The organism is Anaeromyxobacter oryzisoli (genome assembly GCF_022690765.1).
Taxonomy (GTDB): Bacteria; Myxococcota; Myxococcia; order Myxococcales; family Anaeromyxobacteraceae; genus Anaeromyxobacter; species Anaeromyxobacter oryzisoli.
The window spans coordinates 1-20,574 of record NZ_JALCZA010000080.1 but is presented as its reverse complement, the minus strand read 5'-3'; the positions used below and the strand labels follow the sequence as shown (position 1 = coordinate 20,574).

Genomic DNA, 20,574 nt, shown 5'->3' with positions numbered 1-20,574 from the left:
CCTCCGCGGCCCCCGCGGCCCCCGCGGCCCCCGCGCCCTCGGCGGCGCCCGGCGCGACGGCGAAGGCGGAGCGCGCGGCCTCCGCCCGGCCCGGCCTCGGCACCGAGTTCGGGGAGGAGCGCGGATCGCGGGCGCGCCCCGTCGCGTTCCAGCGCGCGAGCCGGCGGCCGGAGGCGATCCTCACCCTGCGGTACGACGATCGCGACGGCCTCGTCGCGCTCGGCATCGACGTGGACGGCGCCCGCTACGGCCTGGCGGATGACGCCTGGCTGCGCGAGACGGCGGAGCCGTTCCGGCGGGACCGCGGCTTCGCGAGGCCGCCTCCCGGCTGGTGCGCGCCGTGATGGGGGGCGCTCGTCATGGCGAGGCGGCCGACGACGAGAGGTCCGGGCGCTCTCACCTCCGGGCGGCCTGGAGCGCCGAGATCCGGAGCGCCTCCGCCGCGGTCCGAACCGCCCGGGGCCCGTCGTAGTGCGCCGCGACGCGCACTGGCGGGTACGCGTCCATGCGCGCGACGAGCTCCTCGGCGCGGTCCGCGAGGAGCGCGTCGCACTGTGCGTAGACGCCGGCGTCGTGGCCTTGGCCCTCCTCGAGGCGGTCGTGCGGCTCGAGGATCGAGTGGAGCTCGCGGATCAGCTCCGGCGTGGGAGACGGCACGAGCAGCGAGGCGATGGCGCCGTGGTCCACGCGGAGCCGCCGTTGGTCCGGGAGCGGCTGCCCGCCGCGCGCCTCGACCGCGGCGGGGAAGAGGATCTTCTCCTCGAGGGCGATGTGGCGGAGGAGCCCCGCGCGGAACGCGTCGTACGCGGGGCGGTCCACCTCGCCGGGGATGGCGGCGGCGCGCGCGAGGAGGGCGTCGAGCCGGGCGTGGTCGGCCGCCAGGTAACGGCCGAGGGGACCGCGAGGCTCGGCGGGGTCCGTGGGCATGGACATGGCGTGCTCGGTGGACCTCGGGTGGCTAGTACCGCGCGGAGCAGTACTAGCGGGCGTGCCGCCCGGCGGCAGCCGCCGGCCGCGCGGCGCCCGGGTGCGCGTCGGGCGCGCCCGAGCCGGTCTGGCCGGCCTCCGCGCCGTGAACGTCCTCCGTGCCGTGGGCGTCACCGTGCGCCGTGGCGAGCACCGCCTCGGCCCAGTGGACGAGCGGCACGTACGCGGCGACCCAGCGCCGGCCCGCGGCCACGTCGCGCCCCGGCGCCTTCTCGGCGGCGAGCCGACCGAATCGCTCCCTCGTCCCGGCGCGCACGGCGCCGACGAGGAGCGCCTCCAGCTCCTTCGCGTCGCCGCTCGCGGCGGCGCGATCCACCGCGGCCACCGCCGGATCCACCGGCCCGCCGGCGGGCTTCAGGCCGGTGAAGGGCGCGCCCTCGCCGGCGCGGTGCACCCGGATCACGGTCTCGAGGAACCAGGTGTCGGCGACGACGCGCGCCTCCGGGCCCGCGGCACGCGCGGCCCGCGCCTTCGCGAAGGCGTCGCGGATCTCGGCCTCGTGCGCGGGCTGGATCCAGGCGAGGACCGGGTTCAGGTCGCCGCTGGCGAGCGCGGTGCGGCTCGCGGCGGCGACGGGGCCGTCGAGCGTGTCACAGTGTGCTCGGGCGATCGCCGGGGAGAGCAGCGTCGCGAGGACGAGCGCGACGGCGAGGGACGCGCTGCGGAATAGGGTCGGAGTCATGGCGTGCTCCTTCGAAGGGCGGGCTCCGTTCGGGCGCGCACGCCGCACCGAGTCACGCGGGAGCGCCTACCAGACGTCGCCCTTCAGCATCCGCTCGTAGGCCTCGTCGACCTTCTGGATCGGGATCACCTCGACGTCGGGGGTGATCCCGTCCCTGCCACAGTGATCCAGCATCTCCTGCGATGCCACCCACCGATGAGCGAGCCCACGAGGGACCCGCGCCGCCGATGAGCGAGGGACCGGCGTCGCGTCGGGCGGGATGCCCATGAGGCCTTGCACGCCGAAGCGGCGCGCGCAGACGCTCGGCGATCAGCTCGAGGCGAGGCGTCGGAGCTCCGAGCGGACCGCGATGACCCCGAGCACCGCGGCGATCACCGGTGCGAGGACCATGATCGCGAGGATGGCGAGCAACACCACCGCTCCGCCGACATAGGCGAACGCGGCCGCGGCGGCGGTGGCGAGCGCGACGATCACGCAGTCGCGGATCCAGCCGCGCGTCACGGCAGCGCTCGCGAGGGCCGTCCCGGCCGGGTATTGCAACGCCTCGGATCGAGGTGCCATCTGGACCTCCAGCGCAAGCCCGGCCTCGACTCCGACGGCCGGTGCTCACCTCGCATCGATAGTTCTTCCGGACGTTCGGCGCGATGCGGCACGGCGTCAGAATGTCCCGTCGAATCGCTGGAATGCATGCTGTCGATGGATCGCGATCAGGAGAGTCACGCCTCGGTCGCAGAGGAAAGTCATTCAGCAGGACGTTCATGGATTCATGCGCTCCATATTGACTGGAACGGTCCACGACGCGTCGGAGGCAGCCCATCAAACGTCGAAGCAGTCCAGGAACATCACCTCGTCCCGACGCGCGCGGATCTGCTCGAGGAGCGCGTCGGGGGGGCGCCGCCCGAGATCGATGGCGCAGCTCGCGGCGTGGGCCTGCTCGAAGATCGTGTTGTGGATCGCCTCGACGTTGATCCCCGCCTCGCGGATGCGGGCGAGCACGTTGGCGAGGACGCCGACGCGATCGTAGTGGCGCACGATCAGCCGGGCGCGCGCCGGGGTCTTCCGCGCGACGTTCACGCAGCCCGGGACCTCACCGGTGCGCACGAACGACTCCACGATCCGGACCGTCTCGCGCGCGATGGCGTCCTGCGCCTGCGCGGTGGACGCGCCGATGTGGTGCGTGCCGTACACGCCCGGGAGCTGCGCGAGCTCGCTCCGGAACTCGGCCCGACCCTTCTCAGGCTCGCCGGCGAACACGTCGGTCCCGAGGCGGAGGCGCCCGGCGCGGACGAGCTCGAGCAGCGCGTCCTGGTCCACCAGCTCGGCGCGGGCGGTGTTCACGAGGAGCGCCCCCGGCCGGAGGGCGAGCAGCACCTCGCGGGAGACGACGCCACGCGTCTCGCTCGTGCTCGGCAGGTGCAGCGAGAGCGCGTCCACCTCGCGCGCGAGGGCGACGAGAGCCGGCGCGCGCTCGACGCCGAGCGCCTTCGCGCGGGCGTCGGTGAGGGACCGCGACCACGCCACGACGCGCATGCCGAACGCCAGGGCCCGCGTCGCCACCTCCCGCCCGATGGCGCCGAGGCCGGCGAGGCCGAGCGCGCGCCCGTGCAGGCCCGCCGCCTCGGAGAACCGCCGCTTGTCCCAACGCCCCGCGCGGAGCTCCGCGACGTTGTCGGGGATCCGACGGTCGAGCGCGAGGAGGAGCCCGATGGCGAGCTCCGCGACCGCGATCGCGTTCTGCCCCGGGCAGCTCGCGACGTAGACGCCGCGCTGCGACGCGGCCGCCACGTCGATGGTGTTCACGCCGGCGCCGGCGCGGACCACGAGCGAGAGCGCGGGCGCCGCGTCGAACACCTCGGCGCTCACCTGCTTCGAGCGCACCACCAGGATGGACGCGTCGGCCGCGGCAGAGGGGAGCTCGGCGGCGGAGACCTCGGGGCGGTGGTCCACCTGGAGGCCGAGCGCCGCCAGATCGGCGAGGCGGTCCTGCGGGAAGGCGTCTGCGACGAGGAGCTTCACGGGGTGCCTCCCGGCCCGGAGGCCGCGACCGCCGACGATCCGCGCGGCGCGTAGACGCGCTCGAGGTACTCGGCGAGCGTGCGGGCGGTGCTGAAGCGCGGGCCGATGGTGCGGATCGAGGCCTTCACCCGCCGGATCCAGCCGCGCGGGAGCCCGTCCGCGTCGCGGTCGTAGAAGAGCGGGACCACCTCGCGCTCGAGCAGGTCGTAGAGGGCCGCCGCGTCACGCGCGTCCTGCGTGTGCTCGTCCGTGGCGGGGTCGCTCGGGATCGCCCAGCCGTTCGTCCCGTCGAAGCCCTCCAGCCACCACCCGTCGAGCACGCTCAGGCCCAGGCCGCCGTTCATCGCCGCCTTCATCCCGCTCGTGCCGCTCGCCTCGAGGGGCGGGCGCGGGAGGTTCACCCAGACGTCGCAGCCCGCGACGAGCCGGCGGGCCATCTCGAGATCGTAGTCCTCGAGGTAGACCACCCGCTCCGCGGCGAAGGGCTCGCTCTTGAGCGCGAAGATCCGCTGCACGATCGTCTTCGCGGCCTCGTCGCGCGGGTGGGCCTTGCCAGCGATCACCACCTGGAGCGGGCGCGCGCCGGCGAGGAGCGCCAGGGCGCGCCCGGGGTCGGCGACGAGCAGGTGCAGCCGCTTGTAGGACGCCACGCGGCGGGCGAACCCGACGGTGAGGACGCCGGGATCGAAGGTGCGATTCGCCCGCTCGACGTAGGCGAGGGGCTCGCCGCGGGCGAGCCGGTCGGCGACCGAGCGGGCCCGCGCGAAGGCGACCAGCTCCGCGCGGAGGCGGCACCGCACCGCCCAGAGCTCGTCGTCGGGGATCGCGTCCACGCCGGCCCACCGCGCCGGGTCGGCGGGGTGCTCGGCCCACCCAGGCCCGAGGTGGCGCGCGAGCAGCTCGCGCATCGGGGCCGCCATCCAGGACGGGAGGTGGACGCCGTTCGTGACGGCGGTGATCGGGACCTGCTCCGGTCGGCGGCCCGGCCAGTGACGCGCCCACATCGCGCGGGCGACCTCGGCGTGGCGGCGGCTCACCGCGTTCACCGATCGGGCGCACCGGATGGCGAGGTCGGTCATCCCGAACGGCTCGTCGGGGCCCGCGCCCGGTGGCCGCCCGAGGGCGAGCGCCGCGGTCGGGTCGAGCCCGAGCCCCTCGACGTAGCCGCGGAGCACCGAGAGCACCTCCGCCGGCGCGTAGGTCTCGTTCCCCGCCGCGACCGGGGTGTGCGTGGTGCAGACGACGCGGCGGCGGACCTCGGCGACGGCGCGGTCGAGCGGCTCGCCGCGGCGGAGCGGCTCCCGGGCGAGCTCGAGCGCGGCCAGCGCGGGGTGGCCCTCGTTGAGGTGGAACAGCGCCGGCCGGACGCCGAGCGCGTCGAGCGCGCGCACCGCGCCGATCCCGAGGAGCGCGTACTGCATCAGGCGGTACTCCCGCTCCCCCACGTAGAGCTGGGTCGAGATGAACCGGTCGGAGGCGACGTTCTCCGGGACGTCGGTGTCGAGCAGGAAGAGCGGGACCCGGCCGACCTGCGCGCGCCAGACGGCGGCGCGCACCGGCCGGCCGCGGAGGGGGACCTCGACGGACACGGGGACGCCGCCCGGGGCGAGCGCGCGCTCGATCGGGAGCTGCTCCGGGCTCACGGTGGTCCAGTACTCGTGCTGCAGCCCGCTGCGATCGAGCCGCTGGTGGAAGTAGCCGCGCCGGTACAGGAGCCCGACCGCGACCAGGGGCGTCCGCTGGTCCGAGGCCTCCTCGAGAAGATCGCCCGCGAGGACGCCGAGCCCGCCCGAGTAGATCGGGAGCGACGCGTGGATCGCGTACTCGGCGCAGAGGAACGCGACGGGCGCACCGGGCGCGAACCCCGGGAGGGACGCCGCCGGCGCGGCGCGCGCCGCCTCGAGCTCCGCCGCGAGGCCGTCCATGGCGGCGACGAGGCCTTCGTCCGCCGCGGCCCGCTCGAGGACCGCGCGCGGCGCCTCGCGGAGGAGCCGCAGCGGGTTGCGACCGCAGGCCTCCCAGCGCACGTCGTCGATCGCCCGCCAGAGCGCCTCGCCGCTCGGATGCCAGCTCCAGCCGTAGTCGAAGGCGATGCGGGCGAGCGGGCGGAGGCGCGGCGGGAGCAGCGCCGAGAGCGCGGCCTGCTCGAGGGAGGATCCGGCGGCGTCCATGGATGCGGCCGGGCGGGTCGCGCCGCAGCCCTCGAAATCCCTAGGCGCACCCCGCGCTCCCCACCACTACCAAGGCGGGACCGCGGGAGCCGGGGTCGCCCGTCCGCGCGACACGGGGCCTCGCCCACGCGTTCCGGTTGCGGCTGCGCGCGCCCCTGTCCATGACCCTTGGGCGCGGGCGGCGGACCGGAGGGAGCGCGGAATGGACGGAGAGGCGAGGCGAACGGCGCCGGGGGACGATCGGGCCCCCGCCTCGCGTCCGGACGTCGCCCCGGCCGCCGTGCCGGCCGCCGCGGCGGAGCGGCCGCCCCGCCGCGGGCGTCGGCGCCTCCGCATCGCCATCGGGGCGGTCGTCGTGCTGCTGGCCGCGCTCGGCTGGTGGCTCCACGCCCGGAACTACGAGGACACCGACGACGCGCAGATCGACGGCAACATCGGCGCGGTGAGCGCGCGGGTGCCGGGGACGGCGATCGCGGTCCGGGTGGTGGAGAACCAGCGCGTGAGGGCCGGCGACGTCCTCGTGGTGCTCGACCCGACCGATCTCGAGGTCGCGCTCGCGCAGGCCCGGGCCGCGGTCGCGCAGGCCCGCGCCGCCGTCGCGGTGGAGACGCCCAGCGTGCCGATCACGGAGACGAGCAGCCGCGCCGCGGTGGACGCCGCCGACGCGGAGGTCGAGTCGGCCCGCACCGATCTCGAGGCGGCGCAGCGCGACCTCGACTCGGCGGAGGCGAGCGAGCGGCTCGCGCGCTCCGACCTCGAGCGCGCCCGGGCGCTCGTCGCGGGGAACAGCATGGCGCCGGCCGACTACGACCGCCGCCTCGCCGCGCACGACGTGGAGGCCGCCGCGACGGCCGCGGCCCGCAAGCGGCTCGCCGGCCGCCGGGCGAAGCTCCAGAGCGCCCTCGCGCGCCAGCAGGAGGCCCGGCAGAACGCCCCGCGCCAGGTCGTCACGCGCGAGGCGTCGGTGGAGGTCCGGCGCGCGAACCTGGAGCTCGCGGAGGCGCAGCTCAGGCAGGCGCGCCTCAACCTCGGCTACGCGCAGGTGACCGCGCCGGCGGACGGGATCGTGGGCCGGAAGACCGTGAACGTCGGGGATCACGTCGAGCCCGGCCAGCAGCTCATGGCCCTCACCCAGGCCGGCGACCTGTGGGTCACCGCGAACTTCCGGGAGACGCAGATCGAGCTCATGCGCGCGGGGCAGCCGGTGGAGGTGCACGTGGACGCGCTCTCGCGGGACTACCGCGGGGTGGTGGAGAGCTTCGCGGGCGCGACCGGCTCGCGGTACGCGCTGCTCCCGCCCGAGAACGCCAGCGGCAACTACGTGAAGGTCGTCCAGCGGGTGCCGGTCCGGATCCGGCTCGAGCCCGGGCAGCCCGAGATGGATCGGCTGCGGCCCGGGATGTCCGTGGTCCCGTCGGTCCGGATCCGGTGAGGCGAGGCGCGGGTGAGCGCGGCGGACGCCCCGGAGCAGGGCTTCACCGGAGGTCACGACCCATGGGCGGTCGCGATGACGGTGACGCTCGCGACGTTCATGGAGGTGCTCGACACGAGCATCGCCAACGTCGCGCTCCCGCACATGGCCGGGAGCCTCTCGGTGAGCCAGGACGAGAGCACCTGGGTCCTGACCTCCTACCTGGTCTCGAACGCGATCGTGCTCCCGGTCTCGGGCTGGTTCGCGAGCCGCTTCGGCCGCAAGCGCTTCTACATGACCTGCGTCGCCATCTTCACGGCGAGCTCGTTCCTGTGCGGGATCGCCCCGAGCCTCGGCGCGCTGATCTTCTTCCGGGTGCTCCAGGGGCTCGGCGGCGGCGGCCTCGGGCCGAGCGAGCAGGCGATCCTCGCCGACACCTTCCCCCCGCAGAAGCGGGGGATGGCGTTCGCGGTCTACGCCATGGCGGTGGTCGTGGCGCCGGCCATCGGGCCGACCCTCGGCGGCTACATCACCGATCGCTTCAACTGGCGCTGGGTCTTCTTCATCAACGTGCCCGTCGGGATCGTGTCGCTCCTCCTCTCGCGCCGGATGATCGTGGACCCGCCGTGGGTGACCGCGGCGCGGCGGCGGGTCGGGCGGATCGACTACCCCGGCCTCGCGCTGGTCGCCCTCGGGCTCGGCGCCCTCGAGGTCGTCCTCGATCGCGGGCAGGAGGACGAGTGGTTCGCCTCCGCGACGATCACGGCGTTCGCGGTCGTGGCGGCGGTCACCCTGGTCACCTTCGCCGCCTGGGAGTGGCGTCAGGAGCACCCCGTGGTGGACGTGCGGCTCTTCACGAACCGGAGCTTCGCCGCCGCCAACTTCATGATGGTCGTGCTCGGCATCGCGCTCTTCGGCTCGACGGTGCTCCTCCCGCAGTACCTCCAGGTCTGGATGGGGTACACCGCGCAGCAGGCGGGGATGGTCCTCTCGCCGGGCGGGGTCGTGGTGATCCTGCTCCTGCCCGTCGTCGGCCGACTGGTCTCGCGACACGACGCCCGCTGGCTCATCGCCTTCGGGTTCATCGTGATCTCCCTCTCGATGTTCCATATGGTGAAGACCCTCTACCCGGGCATCGACTTCCGGACCGCGGTCGAGCTGCGGATGTGGCAAGCGGCGGGGCTTGCCTTCCTCTTCGTGCCGATCAACACCGTGGTCTACGCCGGCGTCCCGCCGGAGAAGAACAACGCGGTCTCGGGCATCGTGAACCTCTCGCGCAACTTGGGGGGGAGCATCGGGATCGCTCTCGTGACAACCCTGATCGCGCGCCGCGCTCAGTTCCACCAGGCCAACCTCGCCGCCCACCTCGACGCCGGGAGCGGCGCGCTCCTCGCGCGGCTCGCCGGCGTCGCGCGGGCGCTCGAGAGGGCCGGCACGTCGTCCGTGGACGCGACCCGGCAGGCGTACGCCGTGGTGTATCGCCAGCTCCTCCAGCAGGCGCAGACCCTCGCGTACCTCGACGCGCTGTTCGTCCTCGCCTGCTTCACGGCCGCGATGGTGCCGCTCGTCTTCCTCACCCGCCGCGTCGAGGGGGGGCGATTCTCGGCGCACTGACCTCCGCGCTCGCCAGCTCCTGGACGATCGTCCGGACCAGCTCGGCGGCGGGGAGGGCGCGGATCCGGGCGACGCCCTGGCCCGCCCAGAGGGAGAGAAACTCGGCGCGGCCCTGTCGCGCCGCGGCCTGCCGCATCGCGCGGGTGAGCGCGTTCTGGAGCGGGAAGGGGAGGATCGCGCCCGGGCGGCCCTCGGCGGCCTCGATGAACGCGTTCGCGAGCCCGCGCGCGGGGCGGCCGGAGAACGCGCGGGTGACGACCGTGGTGTCGGCGCGGGCGGCGAGGAGCGCGTCCTTGTAGGCGGGGGCCGCGCCGGACTCGGGACAGGCGAGGAAGGCGGTCCCGAGCTGCGCGGCCTCGGCGCCCGCGGCGAGCGCGCGGCCCACGTCGCGCCCGTCCATGAGCCCGCCGGAGGCGATCACCGGGACGCGGACCGCGCGGGCGACGGCGGAGGTCAGCTCGAGCGTGGGCACGAGGGCGGCCTCGAAGGGCCCGCGGAAGGTCCCGCGGTGTCCGCCCGCCTCGGCGCCCTGGGCCACGACGGCGTCCACGCCCGCGGCCTCGAGCGCCCTGGCCTCGTCCACCGTGGTGGCCGTGCCCGCGATCGGGATCCCGGCGGCGCGGACCCGCGCGAGGTCGGCGGCGTCCGGGACCCCGAAGGTGAAGCTGAAGAGGGCGGGGCGCGCCTCGAGCAGCGCCTCGAGCTCCTCCGCGAACGGATCGGGTGGCACCGGCGGCAGGTCGGGGGCGGGCAGGCCGAGGCGGGCGTGCGCCTCCGCGACCACCTCGAGCGCGGCGCGTGCGTCCACGGCGAGCTCGGCCCGGAAGCCGCCCGCGAACAGGTTCACGCCGAAGGGGCGATCGGTCAGGGCGCGGATCCGAGCGCAGGCGTCCGCGACCTGCGCCCGCGAGAGGTAGGCGGCGCCGAGCGACCCGAGGCCGCCTGCGCTCGACACCGCCGCGACGAGCTCGGGGGTGGAGGGGCCCCCGGCCATCGGAGCGAGGAAGATCGGGTGATCGACGCCGAGCCTCGCCAGCAGTCCGCTCCGTGCCATCGCGCCGTCCTCCGGGATCTCCCCGGCGGAGACATGCGCGGCGGGCGACGTCCGCGCCAGCGACTCGGCGGGGTGGTGCGCCGTGCCCCTCGCGCGGTCCGGCGCGCGAGTACGGGGGCGGGTCCGGGATGGGGGCAGGGCGCGTCAGCTCGTGCCGAGGTGCTAAGCGAAAGGGTGCGTGGAACCCGGGTCCGCCACCGACGGCACCGATCGAGAGGACGGCGCCGCGCGCCGCGCTCGAGCCGCGACTCGCTCGCGACACGTGCTCGTCTGGCTCGGGCTCGCCGGGCAGCTCGTCGCGTACCTGGCCGACGCGCGGACGGTCGACCTCGACGTCTTCCACCAGATGTCGCTCATCCGCGAGGCGCTCGCGTCCGGAGCGATCCCGCGGACAGACGTGTTCGCGTACACCCGGACCCTCGATCCGGTCGTTCACCATGAGTGGGGAACGGGGGCGCTGCTCTACGCGGCGTGGCACGTGGCGGGAGCGGGGCCCTCCGCCCTGGGGATCGTCCGGTACGCGCTCGTGGCGGCCATCACGGGGCTGGCCTACGCCTGCGCGCGGCGAAGGCGGGCGACCGCCGCCTCGATCGCGGTGCTCGGGCCCATCGCGATGTTCCTCCTCGTCGTCGCCGTCTACTCGCCGGTCCGCGCAGGCGCGTTCACCACGCTGTTCGTCGCGATCCTCCTCGTGCTGCTCGAGGTGGACCGCACCGGCGGGCGCTGGTGGATCCTGCCGTGGCTCGTCCTCCATGTCGTGTGGGTGAACATGCACGGCGGCTTCGTCGTCGGCTTCGCCGTGGTGGGGGCCGCCGCGGCCGAGCGCTTCACGGCCTCGCGGCTCGGAGGTCGAGCGGCGCGGACGGCGGCGACGAGCGTCGGTCACCTCGTCTGGGTCGCGGCGGCGATGGCGCTCCTCGCCCTCCTGAACCCGTACGGATGGGAGTACGTGTCGTACCTCTGGCGGGCGATCCTCATGCACAGACCGTCGATCCCCGAGTGGGCGCCTCCATGGGATGCGCGAGGGAGCCGGGCGCTGCTCGCGGTGTACTGCGCCTCGCTCGTGGTGCTGCTCTCCGTGATCTGGCTCGCCGGCCGTCGGACCGCGCTGAGCGTGAGCGGGTGGGCGCTCGTGCTCGGCTCGTCGTTGGCGGCGGCGTCGTCCGTGCGGCACCTCCCGCTCCATGCGCTGGCGTGGCTCGCCTACGTCGCGCCGCTCTTCGCGCGGACGCAGCTCGGAGCTGCGGTGGAACGCTGGTCCGCGCGCGTCCCCGTGGTCGCCGGTGCGTCCGTCGCGTTCGCGGTCCTGGGGGGCTGGACGGCGCTCGGCGGTGGCGCGTCGACCGTGACGATCCCGGGCGTGCCAGACCGCTCCGACCGCTGGTACCCGGTGGGCGCGGTCGAGTACCTCTCCGCGTCCCGGTTCGAGGGGCGGCTCCTCACCCGGTTCGAGGACGGATCGTACGTGAGCTGGAAGCTGCACCCGGCCGTGCGGGTCAGCTTCGACTCGCGCTACGAGGCGGCGTACCCGCAGGGCACGTTCGAGCGGCACGCGGCGCTGTTCGCGGCCGCCGACGGGTGGGAGGCCGTGCTCCGGCGAGATCCGGCTGACGCGATCCTGGTTCCCGCCACGAGCCCGCTCGGGGCCGCGCTCGATCGGCGCGCCGCCGAGTGGCGCTGCGTCTACCGGGACCGTGTCGACACCATCTACGTCCGTCGCCTCGGAGCGGGCGCCGCGCGCGGCCCTCAATAGACGAACGGCACCAGGCGCCAGCGCGTCCGCGACATGTACGCCCGGTAGGCGGCGTCGCGCGCGAGCCAGCGCTCCTCGGCGCGGACGCGGGCGAGCTGGAAGGCGAGGCCGATCGCCACCACCGCGACGTTCGCCCAGCTCCGGTTCGACACGAGGTAGCCGAGCCACGACAGCGCGTACGACGCGTACAGCGGGTGGCGGACCACCGCGTACGCGCCCGAGGAGCGGAGCGCTCTCCGCGCCGGCACGATCCCGACGCTGCGGTTCAGCGCGAGGATCCCGAGCAGGGCGCCGGTCGCGCCGAGGATCTGGAGACCGTCTCCGGCGAGGACGTCGGCGCCGGCGCGGGTGGGCCGGAGGAGGAGCGGCGCGGATGTGCCGCAGAGCGCGAAGAGCCAGTCGCGCGGCGCGCGAGACGTGTCGACGGCCGGCGTCCGGATCAGGAAGAAGAGCGCGAAGGCGAGCTCGACCAGGAGCACGATGGCGTGGCTGGACCGGTGGGTCTGGAGGAGCTGCTTCGCGTGCGCGAGGGCGAACGCGAGGAAGAGCGCGGCGAGCGCCAGATCGACGAACGCCCGCCGGAGGCTGCGCCAGGTCGAGGCCGGGGGGTCGCGCCAGGGCACGGGCATGGGGGACCTCTCACCGGACCAGCTGCGGCTGCACGGTGGTGGTTCCCCACCACGCGCCGAGCGGCGCTCCGAGGCCGATCTGCGCGCCGCAGATGAACTGGATGACGATGCACTGGTCGGTCGCGTAGCCGGCGCACGGGCTGCCCTCCGGTGGGATCGCGGCCGCGTGCTTGCAGTAGACCTCGGTGATCCGGAACGTCGCGAACCCCACGACGCGCGCCGGCCCGGAGTACCCGCCGCTGTAGCACCCCTTGGCGTCGTCGTATTGCACGACGGGGATCGCCATGTCCTCGCCGATGAAGCGGCCGAACCACTCGCAGAAGGACGGGTTGGTGCCGTCCGGCGCGACGCACATCCGCGAGGAGAGCTGGTTGCCGTTCCCGGTCTCGATGAGCTGATCCTCCTCCAGCACGCACGCTCCGTTGCCCTGGAGCACGCTGCAGATGCCCTCGTTGGTCACGTCGTCGGAGGTGAAGGTGGTCCAGCCCGCCGAGTCGACGGTCGCGGCCGAGAGCCCGATGGTGTACGTGTCCCCGCACCGCAGCGAGCCGCCGCCGTCCTCCAGGCAGTCGTCCCGGATGGTGAGGGGGGCGTGCGGGCATGGCTGGGACACGGGGCCGCCCCGGGCTGCCACCGCCTCGGCGGCGACGTCGGCGGTGGCGGACGCGCCCACGAACGGGTGGAGGAAGACCGGGGCGCCACCTCCCCCCGCGGCGCCTTCGGCCCGCGCCGCCTGGACCCGGACCGCGTTGATCCGCCGTGCCGCGACGGCGTCCCGCGCGTCGATCCGGCAGAACTGATACCCGCGCGGCCCGGTCTGGCCGCTGGCCACCCCGCCGTAGCTCGCGCAGTCCCGGCCCGGCGGCGTCCAGCGGCCCAGCTCGATCTGGTTCGCGACGACGTCGACGTGGCTGTCGGTCTCGTGGCGCGCGGCGAAGTCGGTCGCAGCGGCGATCGCCGGATCGAGCCCCGCGGGCGTGCCGTCGAGATCGAGGGCGCCGGCGAGCGCGCCCGCGTCCACGGCGTTTTGCAGCTCGCCGCGCACGGAGAACAGGTGCCCGGAGTCCAGCGCGAGGGCGAGGAAGCCGAGGAGCAGCACCAGGACGATCGCGACGAGGACGGCGGTCGCGCCGCGAGGAGGCCGGCCGGAGGGGCGGGCGCGGCGAGCCATGGCTCACTCCCGGGGCACGGAGGGCGGCGGCAGCGGGAGGTGGTCGCGCGTCTTCGGCGCCACCAGGATCATCGGCTCCTGCTTCACCGCCGCGCCCGTGGGGGCGAGGCTGTTCGCGTACGTCTGCGACACGACCGCGGCCTCCTGGGGATCGAGGCCGAGCACCGCCTGCGCGGGGGGCTCCCGGCGCGGCGCCTGCGCCGCGAAGGCGGCGTCGGTCGAGTTGCCGAAGTCCCGGATCAGGTGGCCCTTGCGCAGGCCGCACCCGGCGGTGGGGGAGACGAGGACCAGGGATGCGAGGAGGAGAAAGCGGCGCATGATCGGCTCCTAGCCGCGCTCGGGCGGCGGCGGTAGATCGGCGGGCGCATCGCGCGAGGCGGCGCGCGCGACGCGCTGGAGGTTCTCGCGGGGCGCGGCGGCGGCCGGGTCCTGGCGGATGGACTGCACGTAGAGGTCGTACGCGTGGCCGAGATCGCCCCGGCGCTCGTAGGCCCAGCCGAGGTTGTTCAGGGCCTCGGCCAGCGAGCCCGCGCGCGCGAACTGCTCCTGCGCGCCGGTGAAGTCGCCGGTCGCGGCGAGGGCGAACCCGAGGTTGTTGCGGATCCGGGCGTCCGTCGGCGCGCCGCGGAGCGCCTCCTCGAGGACCGGGACCGCGTCCCGCGGCCGGCCGTGCGCGTAGAGCGAGAAGCCCAGGTTGTTCTTGTAGGCCGGGTTGCGGGGGTCGAGCGCCGCCGCCCGGCGGTGGTGCCGGATCGCCTCCTCCCCGCGCCCCCGGGCGTCGTAGAGGATCGCGAGGGCGGAGTGCGCCGGCGCGTGGCCGGGGTCGAGCCGGAGCGCCTCGCCGAGGTCGCCCTCCGCCTCCTTGTCGAGCCGCTGCTCGCGGTACACGACGCCGCGCAGCCAATACCCGTCGGGCTCCTCCGGCGCGCTGCGGCAGAGCGCGTCCGCCGCCTGGAAGGCGTGCTCGAGGTCGCCGCGCCGGATCAGCTCCTGCGCGAGCGCGCGCTGCGCCCGGGCGACGTCGGTGCGCTGCCTGGCGGCGCAGGCGGAGAGGACAGCGGCGAGGACCAGCGCGAGGACGCGGCCGTTCATCGGGCACCTCCGAGGGCCGGCAGCAGGGAGCGGGCGATGTTCAGGACGGCCGGTCCGATGAGAATGGCGAACAAGGTCGGCAGGATGCAGAGCACGAGCGGGAGCGTCATCTTCACCCCGACGTAGGCGGCCCGCTCCTCGGCCCGCTGCATGCGCCGCACGCGGATCCCCTCGGCCTGGACACGGAGCGCGACCGCGACGCTCGTCCCGAAGAGCTCGGTCTGGGCGAGCGTGGCCGACAGGGATCGCAGATCGAGCACGCCGGTGCGGCCGGCGAGCCGGCGGAACGCCTCGATGCGAGAGATGCCGGCCTTCACCTCGAGGAAGGTGGTCCGCAGCTCGTCGGCGAGCACCGGCCACGCACGGTGGACCTCGCCCGCCACCCGCTGGAGCGCGGCGTCGAGGCCGAGCCCCGCCTCGACGCAGGTGACGAGCAGGTCGAGGGCGTCGGGCAGGCCGCGCTCGATGGCCGTCTGCCGAGCGCGCGTGCGGGATGCGAGGAGGGCGTCCGGGAGGTAGTAGCCGCCCGCGAAGGCGAGCACGGCGATGACGAAGGCCGGCTCGAGGCGGTGGGCCCGCTGTGCGTTCGCCCACAGGAACATCCCGACCGCCACCGCGGCGAGGAGCAGCTTCGAGACGAGGTGCGACGTGACCGCGTGCTCGCTCCGCCGCCCCGCCTGCGCGAGCCGCAGGCGGAGCCGCTCCACCTCGCCGGCGGTCATCGGCATGGCGAGGCGGGTCGCCGGGCCGAGGAGCCGGGCCAGCGTGCCGCCGGGCGCGCGCGGCACCAGGCTCGGCACGCTCGGGCCGAGGTCGGGCGCTGCCGACGGATCGGCGAGCCGCTCCGCGAGGGGAGCCGCACGGCGCAGCACGGCGGCGACGCCGGTCACGAGCGCGCCGAGGCCGGCGAGGAGGAGCGTCGCGATCCAGAGGGCCATCTCGTCGAGCCGCATCGCGTCTCCTAGAGGTCCACCTGCGTGAGCCGGTAGAGCCACGTCAGCCCGGCGAGCCAAGACCCCGCCGCGGCTGCGAGGACCGCGTGCCCGCTCGCTGTCAGGAAGAGCGGCTCGAGGTACTCCGGGTTGACGATCCGCAGGAGCACCAGCATGAGGAGCGGCAGCGCGCCGAGGACGAGGCCCGACGCCCGCCCCTCGGCGGTGAGGACCCGGAGCTTGCCGTAGAAGCGATACCGCGCGCGGATCGTCTCGGCGATGCTCCCGAGGAGCTCGGCGAGGTTCCCGCCGGTCTCGCGCTGGATGACCGCGGAGACGGCGAAGATCTCGAGGTCGCGGTTGCCGGGGGTGCGCTCCGTCATCTCGACGATGGCCTGCTCGACGGGCAGCCCGAGCCGCTGCGACTCGAACGCGCGCCCGAACTCGACCGCGACGGGCTCGGCCATCTCCGAGGCGACCACCTCGAAGGCGCTCGTGAGCGCGTGGCCCGCGCGGAGCGAGCGGGCCATCATGTCGAGCGCCTCGGGGAGCTGCTCGCTCAGCTTCCGGCTGCGCCGATCGCGCTGGGCCCGGAGGACGGCGGCGGGCACGAGGAGGCCGACGGCGCCCGCCAGCACGGCGATGGGCGTGCCGAGGCCGAGCAGGCTGGCGCCCACGAGCCCGGCCACGCCCGCGAGGGCAGACCCGCCCGCGAGCTGCGCCACCGTGCGCCGGGAGTCGGCCTGCTCGAGGAGCTTCTCCAGCCCGTGCGCGAAGGGGATCGCGCGCAGCGCGGCGTCGAGGGTGGGGTGCGCCGAGAGCCGCCGGTCGCGCAGCAGGCTCGCGCCGGGCTCCTGCCGGCCGATGGCGTCGAGTCGCCGGCGCAGCTCGTCGCGGCGTCGCTCGGCGGACCAGCGGAGGAGCTGGCGCGCCCCCTCGAGGGCGGCCACCGCGGCGACGCAGGCGAGGAGGATGAGGGCCTCGCGCATGGCTCACTCGTCGAGGATGCGCTCGAGGACGCGCGCGACGTCGATCCCCGACCGCTCGATGCGCCCCAGGACCTTCGGCCGGATCCCGGTGGGCGCGAGCTGGCCGAGGATCTTCCCGTGCTCGTCCACCCCGCGCTGGTCGAAGCGCCAGATCTCCTGGAGCGTGATGACGGGCCCCTCGGTGCCGGTGAGCTCGGTGATGCTGGTGAGCCGGCGGTTGCCGTCCGTGCCGCGGCTGAGCTGGACGACGACGTGGAGCGCGCGGGAGAGCATCTGCCGGGTGACCGTCTCCGAGAGCGTCACGCCCGCCATCCCGACCATCGCCTCGAGGCGCATCAGCGCGTCGCGCGGCGAGTTCGCGTGCACGGTCGTCATGGAGCCCTCGTGCCCGGTGTTCATCGCCTGGAGCATGTCGAGGACCTCCGCGCCGCGGACCTCGCCGACGACGATCCGGTCCGGCCGCATGCGGAGCGCGTTCCGGACCAGGTCGCGAGCGACGATCTCGCCCTTGCCCTCGATGTTCGGCGGCCGGGTCTCGAGCCGGACCACGTGCGGCTGCTGGAGCTGCAGCTCGGCCGAGTCCTCGATGGTCACGACGCGCTCGTCCTCGGGGATGAACGCCGAGAGCGCGTTCAGCATCGTCGTCTTGCCGGTCCCGGTCCCGCCGCTGATGAGGACGTTGAGCTTCGCGCGGACGCAGGCGGCGAGGAACGAGACGGACTCCCGGGAGACCGAGCCGAGCGAGAGCAGCTCGCGGACGCGGAGCGGCGAGCGGCCGAAGCGCCGGATCGAGAGGATCGGGCCGTCCACCGCGAGCGGCGGGACGATCACGTTCACGCGCGAGCCGTCGGGGAGGCGGGCGTCCACCATCGGCGAGGTCTCGTCCACGCGCCGGCCCACCCGGGACACGATCCGGGCGATCACCTGCATGAGGTGGTCGTTCGAGTCGAACCGGACCGCGGTCCGCTCGAGCTTCCCCCCGCGCTCGACGTAGACCACCGCGCCGGTGTTCACGAGGATGTCGCTGATCGACGGATCGGCGAGGAGCGGCTCGAGGGGGCCGAGGCCGGTCGCCTCGTCGAGCACCTCCTGGACGAGCCGCTCGCGCTCGAGCTGGTTGAGCGGCAGCCCCGAGGCGCCGACCAGCGACGCCACGATCCCGCGCAGCTCCTCCCGGACGCGCTCCGGCGGGAGCTTCTCGACCGCCTTCAGGTCGAGCCGGTCCACCAGCCGGCGGTGGATCTCCGCCTTCGCGCCGCGGAGCGCCTCGGAGCCGGACGACGGCGCCGCAGGGGCACCGGGCGGTCCCTGCCGCAGCCTATCCGCGAGCCGCATCGCGCGACCTCCCGCCCAACAGCCGGCCGATGAGCCCCGGGCGCGCCGCGGGCCCGGCGCGGGCCGCGCCTGGCATCGCGGGCACCAGCGTCTCCGCGAGCGCGGCGAGGTCGCGCGTCACCTGGGCCCGGGGCGCGTCGTCGGCGACGAAGGCACCGCGGTTCACCGCCTGGATCACCGCCGGGTAGTCGTTCGCGATGACGGCGCCGACCGGCAGGCCGACGGTGTCGGCGATCACCGCGTCGTCGATCTGCTGCCCCTTCCGATGCCGGTTCACCACCACGGTCACCTTGTCCTCGCACCCGAGGCGGCGGAGCAGGTCCACGCAGCGGCGGGCGTCGCGGACGGCCGGGATCTCCTGCGTGAGGACGAGGAGGATCCGGTCGCTCGCCTCCACCGCGGCGAGGGCCAGGTCGTCGAGGCCCCGGAGCCCGTCCACCATCACCGCCCCGAAGTGCTGGCGGAGGAACCCGAGGGCGGCGGCGACCGTCGCGGCCTCGAGCCGCTCCGCCTGCTCCGGGGGGCCAGCGGTGAGGACGCGGACGCCCGAGCCGTGGCGGAGGAGCGAGGTCTCGAGCAGGGCCGGGTCGAGCCGGCTCAGGTTCTTCGCCAGATCCGACAGCGAGTACCCGCCGCCGAGGTCGAGGAAGGCGAGGACGTCCCCCATGGCCACGTCCAGGTCCACGAGGCAGGTCCGGGTCCCGCCGGCCTGGAGCGCGCCCGAGAGGTTCGTCGCCAGGGTCGTCGCGCCGACGCCCCCCTTCGCGGCGAACACCGCGTGCACCACGCCGCCCTCCTGCGCGCGCGACGTCCGGATCGACTCGCGGAGCGCGCGGACCAGGCCGGCCTCGTCCTCCGAGACCACGAACTCCTTCGCCCCCTCGCGCATCGCGCGCAGGATCAGGTCGGCGTCCTTGCGCGCGCCGACCACGATGACCCGGAGCCCGCGGGCGTCGAGGGCTCCGACGGCGCGGAAGGCGCCCTCGGCGTCGCCGTTCAGCCAGACCACCGCCGCGCCGGCGTCCGCGGCGCGCTCGCGGGCCGAGGCGAGGACGACGGGGCGGAAGTCCACCTCGGGGAGGAGGGCCCGGAGGCGCGCCTCGGCGCGGGGCGGGGTGTCGGCCAGCAGGACGGCGCGGTCGGTGGTCACGGGTCGCCTCCTCAGCGCACGAAGCCGTGCGCGCCGCTCGGGCCGCCCGGGGCCGCGCGCCCGGCGGCGGCCCGCGGCGCGGGCTTCCCGCCCGAGTCCCAGCCGAGCAGGAACAGCTCGAAATCGCTCGGGTGGTTCAGCTCGCGATCCGTCGGGAGCGGCGGGAGCTGGTGCGGGGCCACCGGCGCCGCGAGGCGCGCCGTGACGATCACGAGCAGCTCCGTCTCGTCGCGCCGGAACTCGGTCGAGCGGAACAGCGCGCCGAGGATGGGCAGGCTCCCCAGGAACGGGACGCGCTCGATGGTCGAGCGGGTCTTGTCGGAGAGGAGGCCGGCGACGGCGAAGCTCTGGCCGTCGCCGAGCCGGATGGTGGTCTCGCTGCGGCGGGTGGTGAGGCCGGGGACGCTCGACCCGCCGATGGTGATCGCGAGCGTCGAGTCGATCTCGCTCACCTCCGTCATCATGGCGAGGTGGATGGTGTCCCCCGCGATCACGGTCGGCGTGAACTGGAGCTGGATGCCGAACTTCTTCCACTCGACCTGGACCTGGCCGAAGGTGCTGGAGAGGGGGATGGGCAGCTCGCCGCCGGCGAGGAACCTCGCCTCCTGGCCGGAGAGCGTGACGAGGGTCGGCTCGGCGAGGACCTTCGCGAGCCCGTTCGTCTCGAGCAGGTTCAGCAGCGTCGAGAACGGGAACTCCTTGGAGGAGGAGAAGAACAGCGAGAAGCCGTTCGCGAACTGGGAGCCGGGCACCTCCGGCGGCCGGAACCCCGGGCCGGTCCCGGGGATCGCGGGCTTCAGGAAGTTGTTCGCCGGCACGCCGCGGCCGGTGATCCCCGCCACGAGATCGCCGTTCGACCCCTGGTGGAAGAAGTTCACCCCCATCTGGCGGACGGCCGAGCGCGAGACCTCGGCGAAGCGGACCTCGAGCTGCACCTGCTGGTTCCCGGAGACCTTGACCAGGTTCGCGACCTGCCTCGCGTGGAGGCGCGCGATCTCGGCGAGCCGCTCCGGGATCCGGAGGTCGCTCACCTCGCCGGACAGGATCACCAGCTCGCCGGCGCCGCTCACGCTCACCTTCTCGCCGGGGAACAGCTCCTTGATCTGCTTGCGGAGCGGCTCGAGGTTCCGCGTCACCTGGAGCGCGATCACCAGCGGCTCGTTCCCGCGGTTCCAGAGGGTGAGGTCGGTGGTCCCGGCGCTCTTCGCGGTGAGGAGGAGCTGGTTCGGCGTCACCACCTTGAGATCGGCGACGTTCGGGTCGGCCACGGCGACGCGGCCGATCTCCTCGGAGAGCACCAGCAGCCGGTTCTGGCCGGCCTCGAGGGACAGCTCGGAGGCGGCGCCGACGTTGCGGTCGATCCGGAGCTGCGGAACCCCGGCGGTCGGGCCGGCCGCGGCGACGAGGAGCAGGAGCACGGGGAAGAGGGAGGTCACTGGCGCTTCTCCTTCGCGAAGTCGCGCTTCTCGTAGAGGTCGCCGCGGAGGATCTCGACGACCCGCTTCTCCGGCTCGGGCGGCGCGGGCGAGATCGCGGGCGGGGGGGCGGGCGCGGGGCGCGGGGCCCGGCGCACGGCGGCGACGCGCGC

General features: G+C 74.9%; 20 protein-coding genes. 4 read left to right on the top strand and 16 right to left on the bottom strand.

The features are described 5' to 3' along the window. Positions 1-344: hypothetical protein (locus tag MNZ27_RS19125; RefSeq protein ID WP_277958120.1), on the top strand; the 344-nt coding region annotated here is incomplete at its 5' end. Between the two features lie 52 nt (positions 345-396). On the opposite strand, the gene MNZ27_RS19120 is transcribed toward MNZ27_RS19125, so the two are convergent. From MNZ27_RS19120 to glgP, 6 genes are all read right to left on the bottom strand, one after another. After that, positions 397-933, bottom strand: a complete 537-nt coding sequence (locus MNZ27_RS19120; protein WP_242395694.1) for a hemerythrin domain-containing protein — start codon at positions 931-933, stop codon at positions 397-399. Between the two features lie 46 nt (positions 934-979). Next, entirely contained in the window at positions 980-1,669 is a 690-nt protein-coding gene (locus MNZ27_RS19115; protein ID WP_242395693.1) for a DUF6448 family protein, read from the bottom strand. A 66-nt stretch (positions 1,670-1,735) separates the two neighbouring features. After that, positions 1,736-1,858: a hypothetical protein gene (locus MNZ27_RS19110; RefSeq protein WP_408629701.1), complete on the bottom strand. Its 123-nt coding sequence runs from the start codon at positions 1,856-1,858 to the stop codon at positions 1,736-1,738. A 120-nt stretch (positions 1,859-1,978) separates the two neighbouring features. Then, the gene (locus tag MNZ27_RS19105; protein ID WP_242395692.1) at positions 1,979-2,230 is read right to left on the bottom strand and encodes a hypothetical protein; all 252 of its coding nucleotides are present in this window, start codon (positions 2,228-2,230) and stop codon (positions 1,979-1,981) included. Positions 2,231-2,485: 255 nt separating this feature from the next. Beyond that, the gene (locus MNZ27_RS19100) at positions 2,486-3,685 is read right to left on the bottom strand and encodes a 3-phosphoglycerate dehydrogenase family protein (protein ID WP_242395691.1); all 1,200 of its coding nucleotides are present in this window, start codon (positions 3,683-3,685) and stop codon (positions 2,486-2,488) included. After that, positions 3,682-5,856, bottom strand: a complete 2,175-nt coding sequence (glgP, locus tag MNZ27_RS19095) for an alpha-glucan family phosphorylase (RefSeq protein ID WP_242395690.1) — start codon at positions 5,854-5,856, stop codon at positions 3,682-3,684. Before glgP ends, MNZ27_RS19100 begins: the two co-directional genes overlap by 4 nt. Positions 5,857-6,058: 202 nt before the next feature. Between glgP and MNZ27_RS19090 the strand changes: the two genes are divergently transcribed. Both MNZ27_RS19090 and MNZ27_RS19085 read left to right on the top strand, forming a co-directional pair. Continuing rightward, entirely contained in the window at positions 6,059-7,288 is a 1,230-nt protein-coding gene (locus MNZ27_RS19090; protein WP_242395689.1) for an HlyD family secretion protein, read from the top strand. A gap of 12 nt (positions 7,289-7,300) precedes the next feature. Next, a complete protein-coding gene (locus tag MNZ27_RS19085) occupies positions 7,301-8,881 on the top strand; it encodes a DHA2 family efflux MFS transporter permease subunit (RefSeq protein WP_242395688.1) in 1,581 nt (526 codons plus the stop codon). Here MNZ27_RS19085 and MNZ27_RS19080 read toward each other — a convergent pair. Continuing rightward, a complete protein-coding gene (locus tag MNZ27_RS19080) occupies positions 8,841-9,935 on the bottom strand; it encodes an NAD(P)H-dependent flavin oxidoreductase (RefSeq protein ID WP_242395687.1) in 1,095 nt (364 codons plus the stop codon). The two genes, MNZ27_RS19085 and MNZ27_RS19080, sit on opposite strands and share 41 nt — an antisense overlap. A gap of 262 nt (positions 9,936-10,197) precedes the next feature. Here MNZ27_RS19080 and MNZ27_RS19075 point away from each other — a divergent pair, with 262 nt between their 5' ends. Continuing rightward, on the top strand, positions 10,198-11,688 hold the full coding sequence (locus tag MNZ27_RS19075; RefSeq protein WP_242395686.1) for a hypothetical protein: 1,491 nt from the start codon (positions 10,198-10,200) through the stop codon (positions 11,686-11,688). Here the strand turns inward: MNZ27_RS19075 and MNZ27_RS19070 are convergent. From MNZ27_RS19070 to MNZ27_RS19030, 9 genes are read right to left on the bottom strand one after another with little or no spacing between them, the layout of a single operon-like run. Continuing rightward, complete coding sequence (locus MNZ27_RS19070) at positions 11,682-12,317, bottom strand: methyltransferase family protein (RefSeq protein ID WP_242395685.1); 636 nt, start codon at positions 12,315-12,317, stop codon at positions 11,682-11,684. The two genes, MNZ27_RS19075 and MNZ27_RS19070, sit on opposite strands and share 7 nt — an antisense overlap. Positions 12,318-12,327: 10 nt before the next feature. Then, positions 12,328-13,488, bottom strand: a complete 1,161-nt coding sequence (locus MNZ27_RS19065) for a pilus assembly protein TadG-related protein (RefSeq protein WP_242395684.1) — start codon at positions 13,486-13,488, stop codon at positions 12,328-12,330. 3 nt (positions 13,489-13,491) lie between these two features. Further along, entirely contained in the window at positions 13,492-13,806 is a 315-nt protein-coding gene (locus MNZ27_RS19060) for a hypothetical protein (RefSeq protein WP_242395683.1), read from the bottom strand. 9 nt (positions 13,807-13,815) lie between these two features. Continuing rightward, the gene (locus tag MNZ27_RS19055; protein WP_242395682.1) at positions 13,816-14,580 is read right to left on the bottom strand and encodes a tetratricopeptide repeat protein; all 765 of its coding nucleotides are present in this window, start codon (positions 14,578-14,580) and stop codon (positions 13,816-13,818) included. Further along, positions 14,577-15,533, bottom strand: coding sequence for a type II secretion system F family protein (locus MNZ27_RS19050; protein ID WP_242395681.1), 957 nt, complete (start codon positions 15,531-15,533; stop codon positions 14,577-14,579). Before MNZ27_RS19050 ends, MNZ27_RS19055 begins: the two co-directional genes overlap by 4 nt. Positions 15,534-15,541: 8 nt before the next feature. After that, the gene (locus MNZ27_RS19045) at positions 15,542-16,501 is read right to left on the bottom strand and encodes a type II secretion system F family protein (protein ID WP_242395680.1); all 960 of its coding nucleotides are present in this window, start codon (positions 16,499-16,501) and stop codon (positions 15,542-15,544) included. Positions 16,502-16,504: 3 nt separating this feature from the next. Then, the gene (locus MNZ27_RS19040; RefSeq protein WP_242395679.1) at positions 16,505-17,836 is read right to left on the bottom strand and encodes a CpaF family protein; all 1,332 of its coding nucleotides are present in this window, start codon (positions 17,834-17,836) and stop codon (positions 16,505-16,507) included. After that, positions 17,820-18,986 (bottom strand): AAA family ATPase, encoded by a 1,167-nt coding sequence (locus MNZ27_RS19035; protein ID WP_242395678.1) that lies wholly within the window; start codon positions 18,984-18,986, stop codon positions 17,820-17,822. Before MNZ27_RS19035 ends, MNZ27_RS19040 begins: the two co-directional genes overlap by 17 nt. Before the next feature lie 11 nt (positions 18,987-18,997). After that, positions 18,998-20,422: a type II and III secretion system protein family protein gene (locus MNZ27_RS19030; protein ID WP_242395677.1), complete on the bottom strand. Its 1,425-nt coding sequence runs from the start codon at positions 20,420-20,422 to the stop codon at positions 18,998-19,000. Positions 20,423-20,574 lie beyond the last annotated feature (152 nt).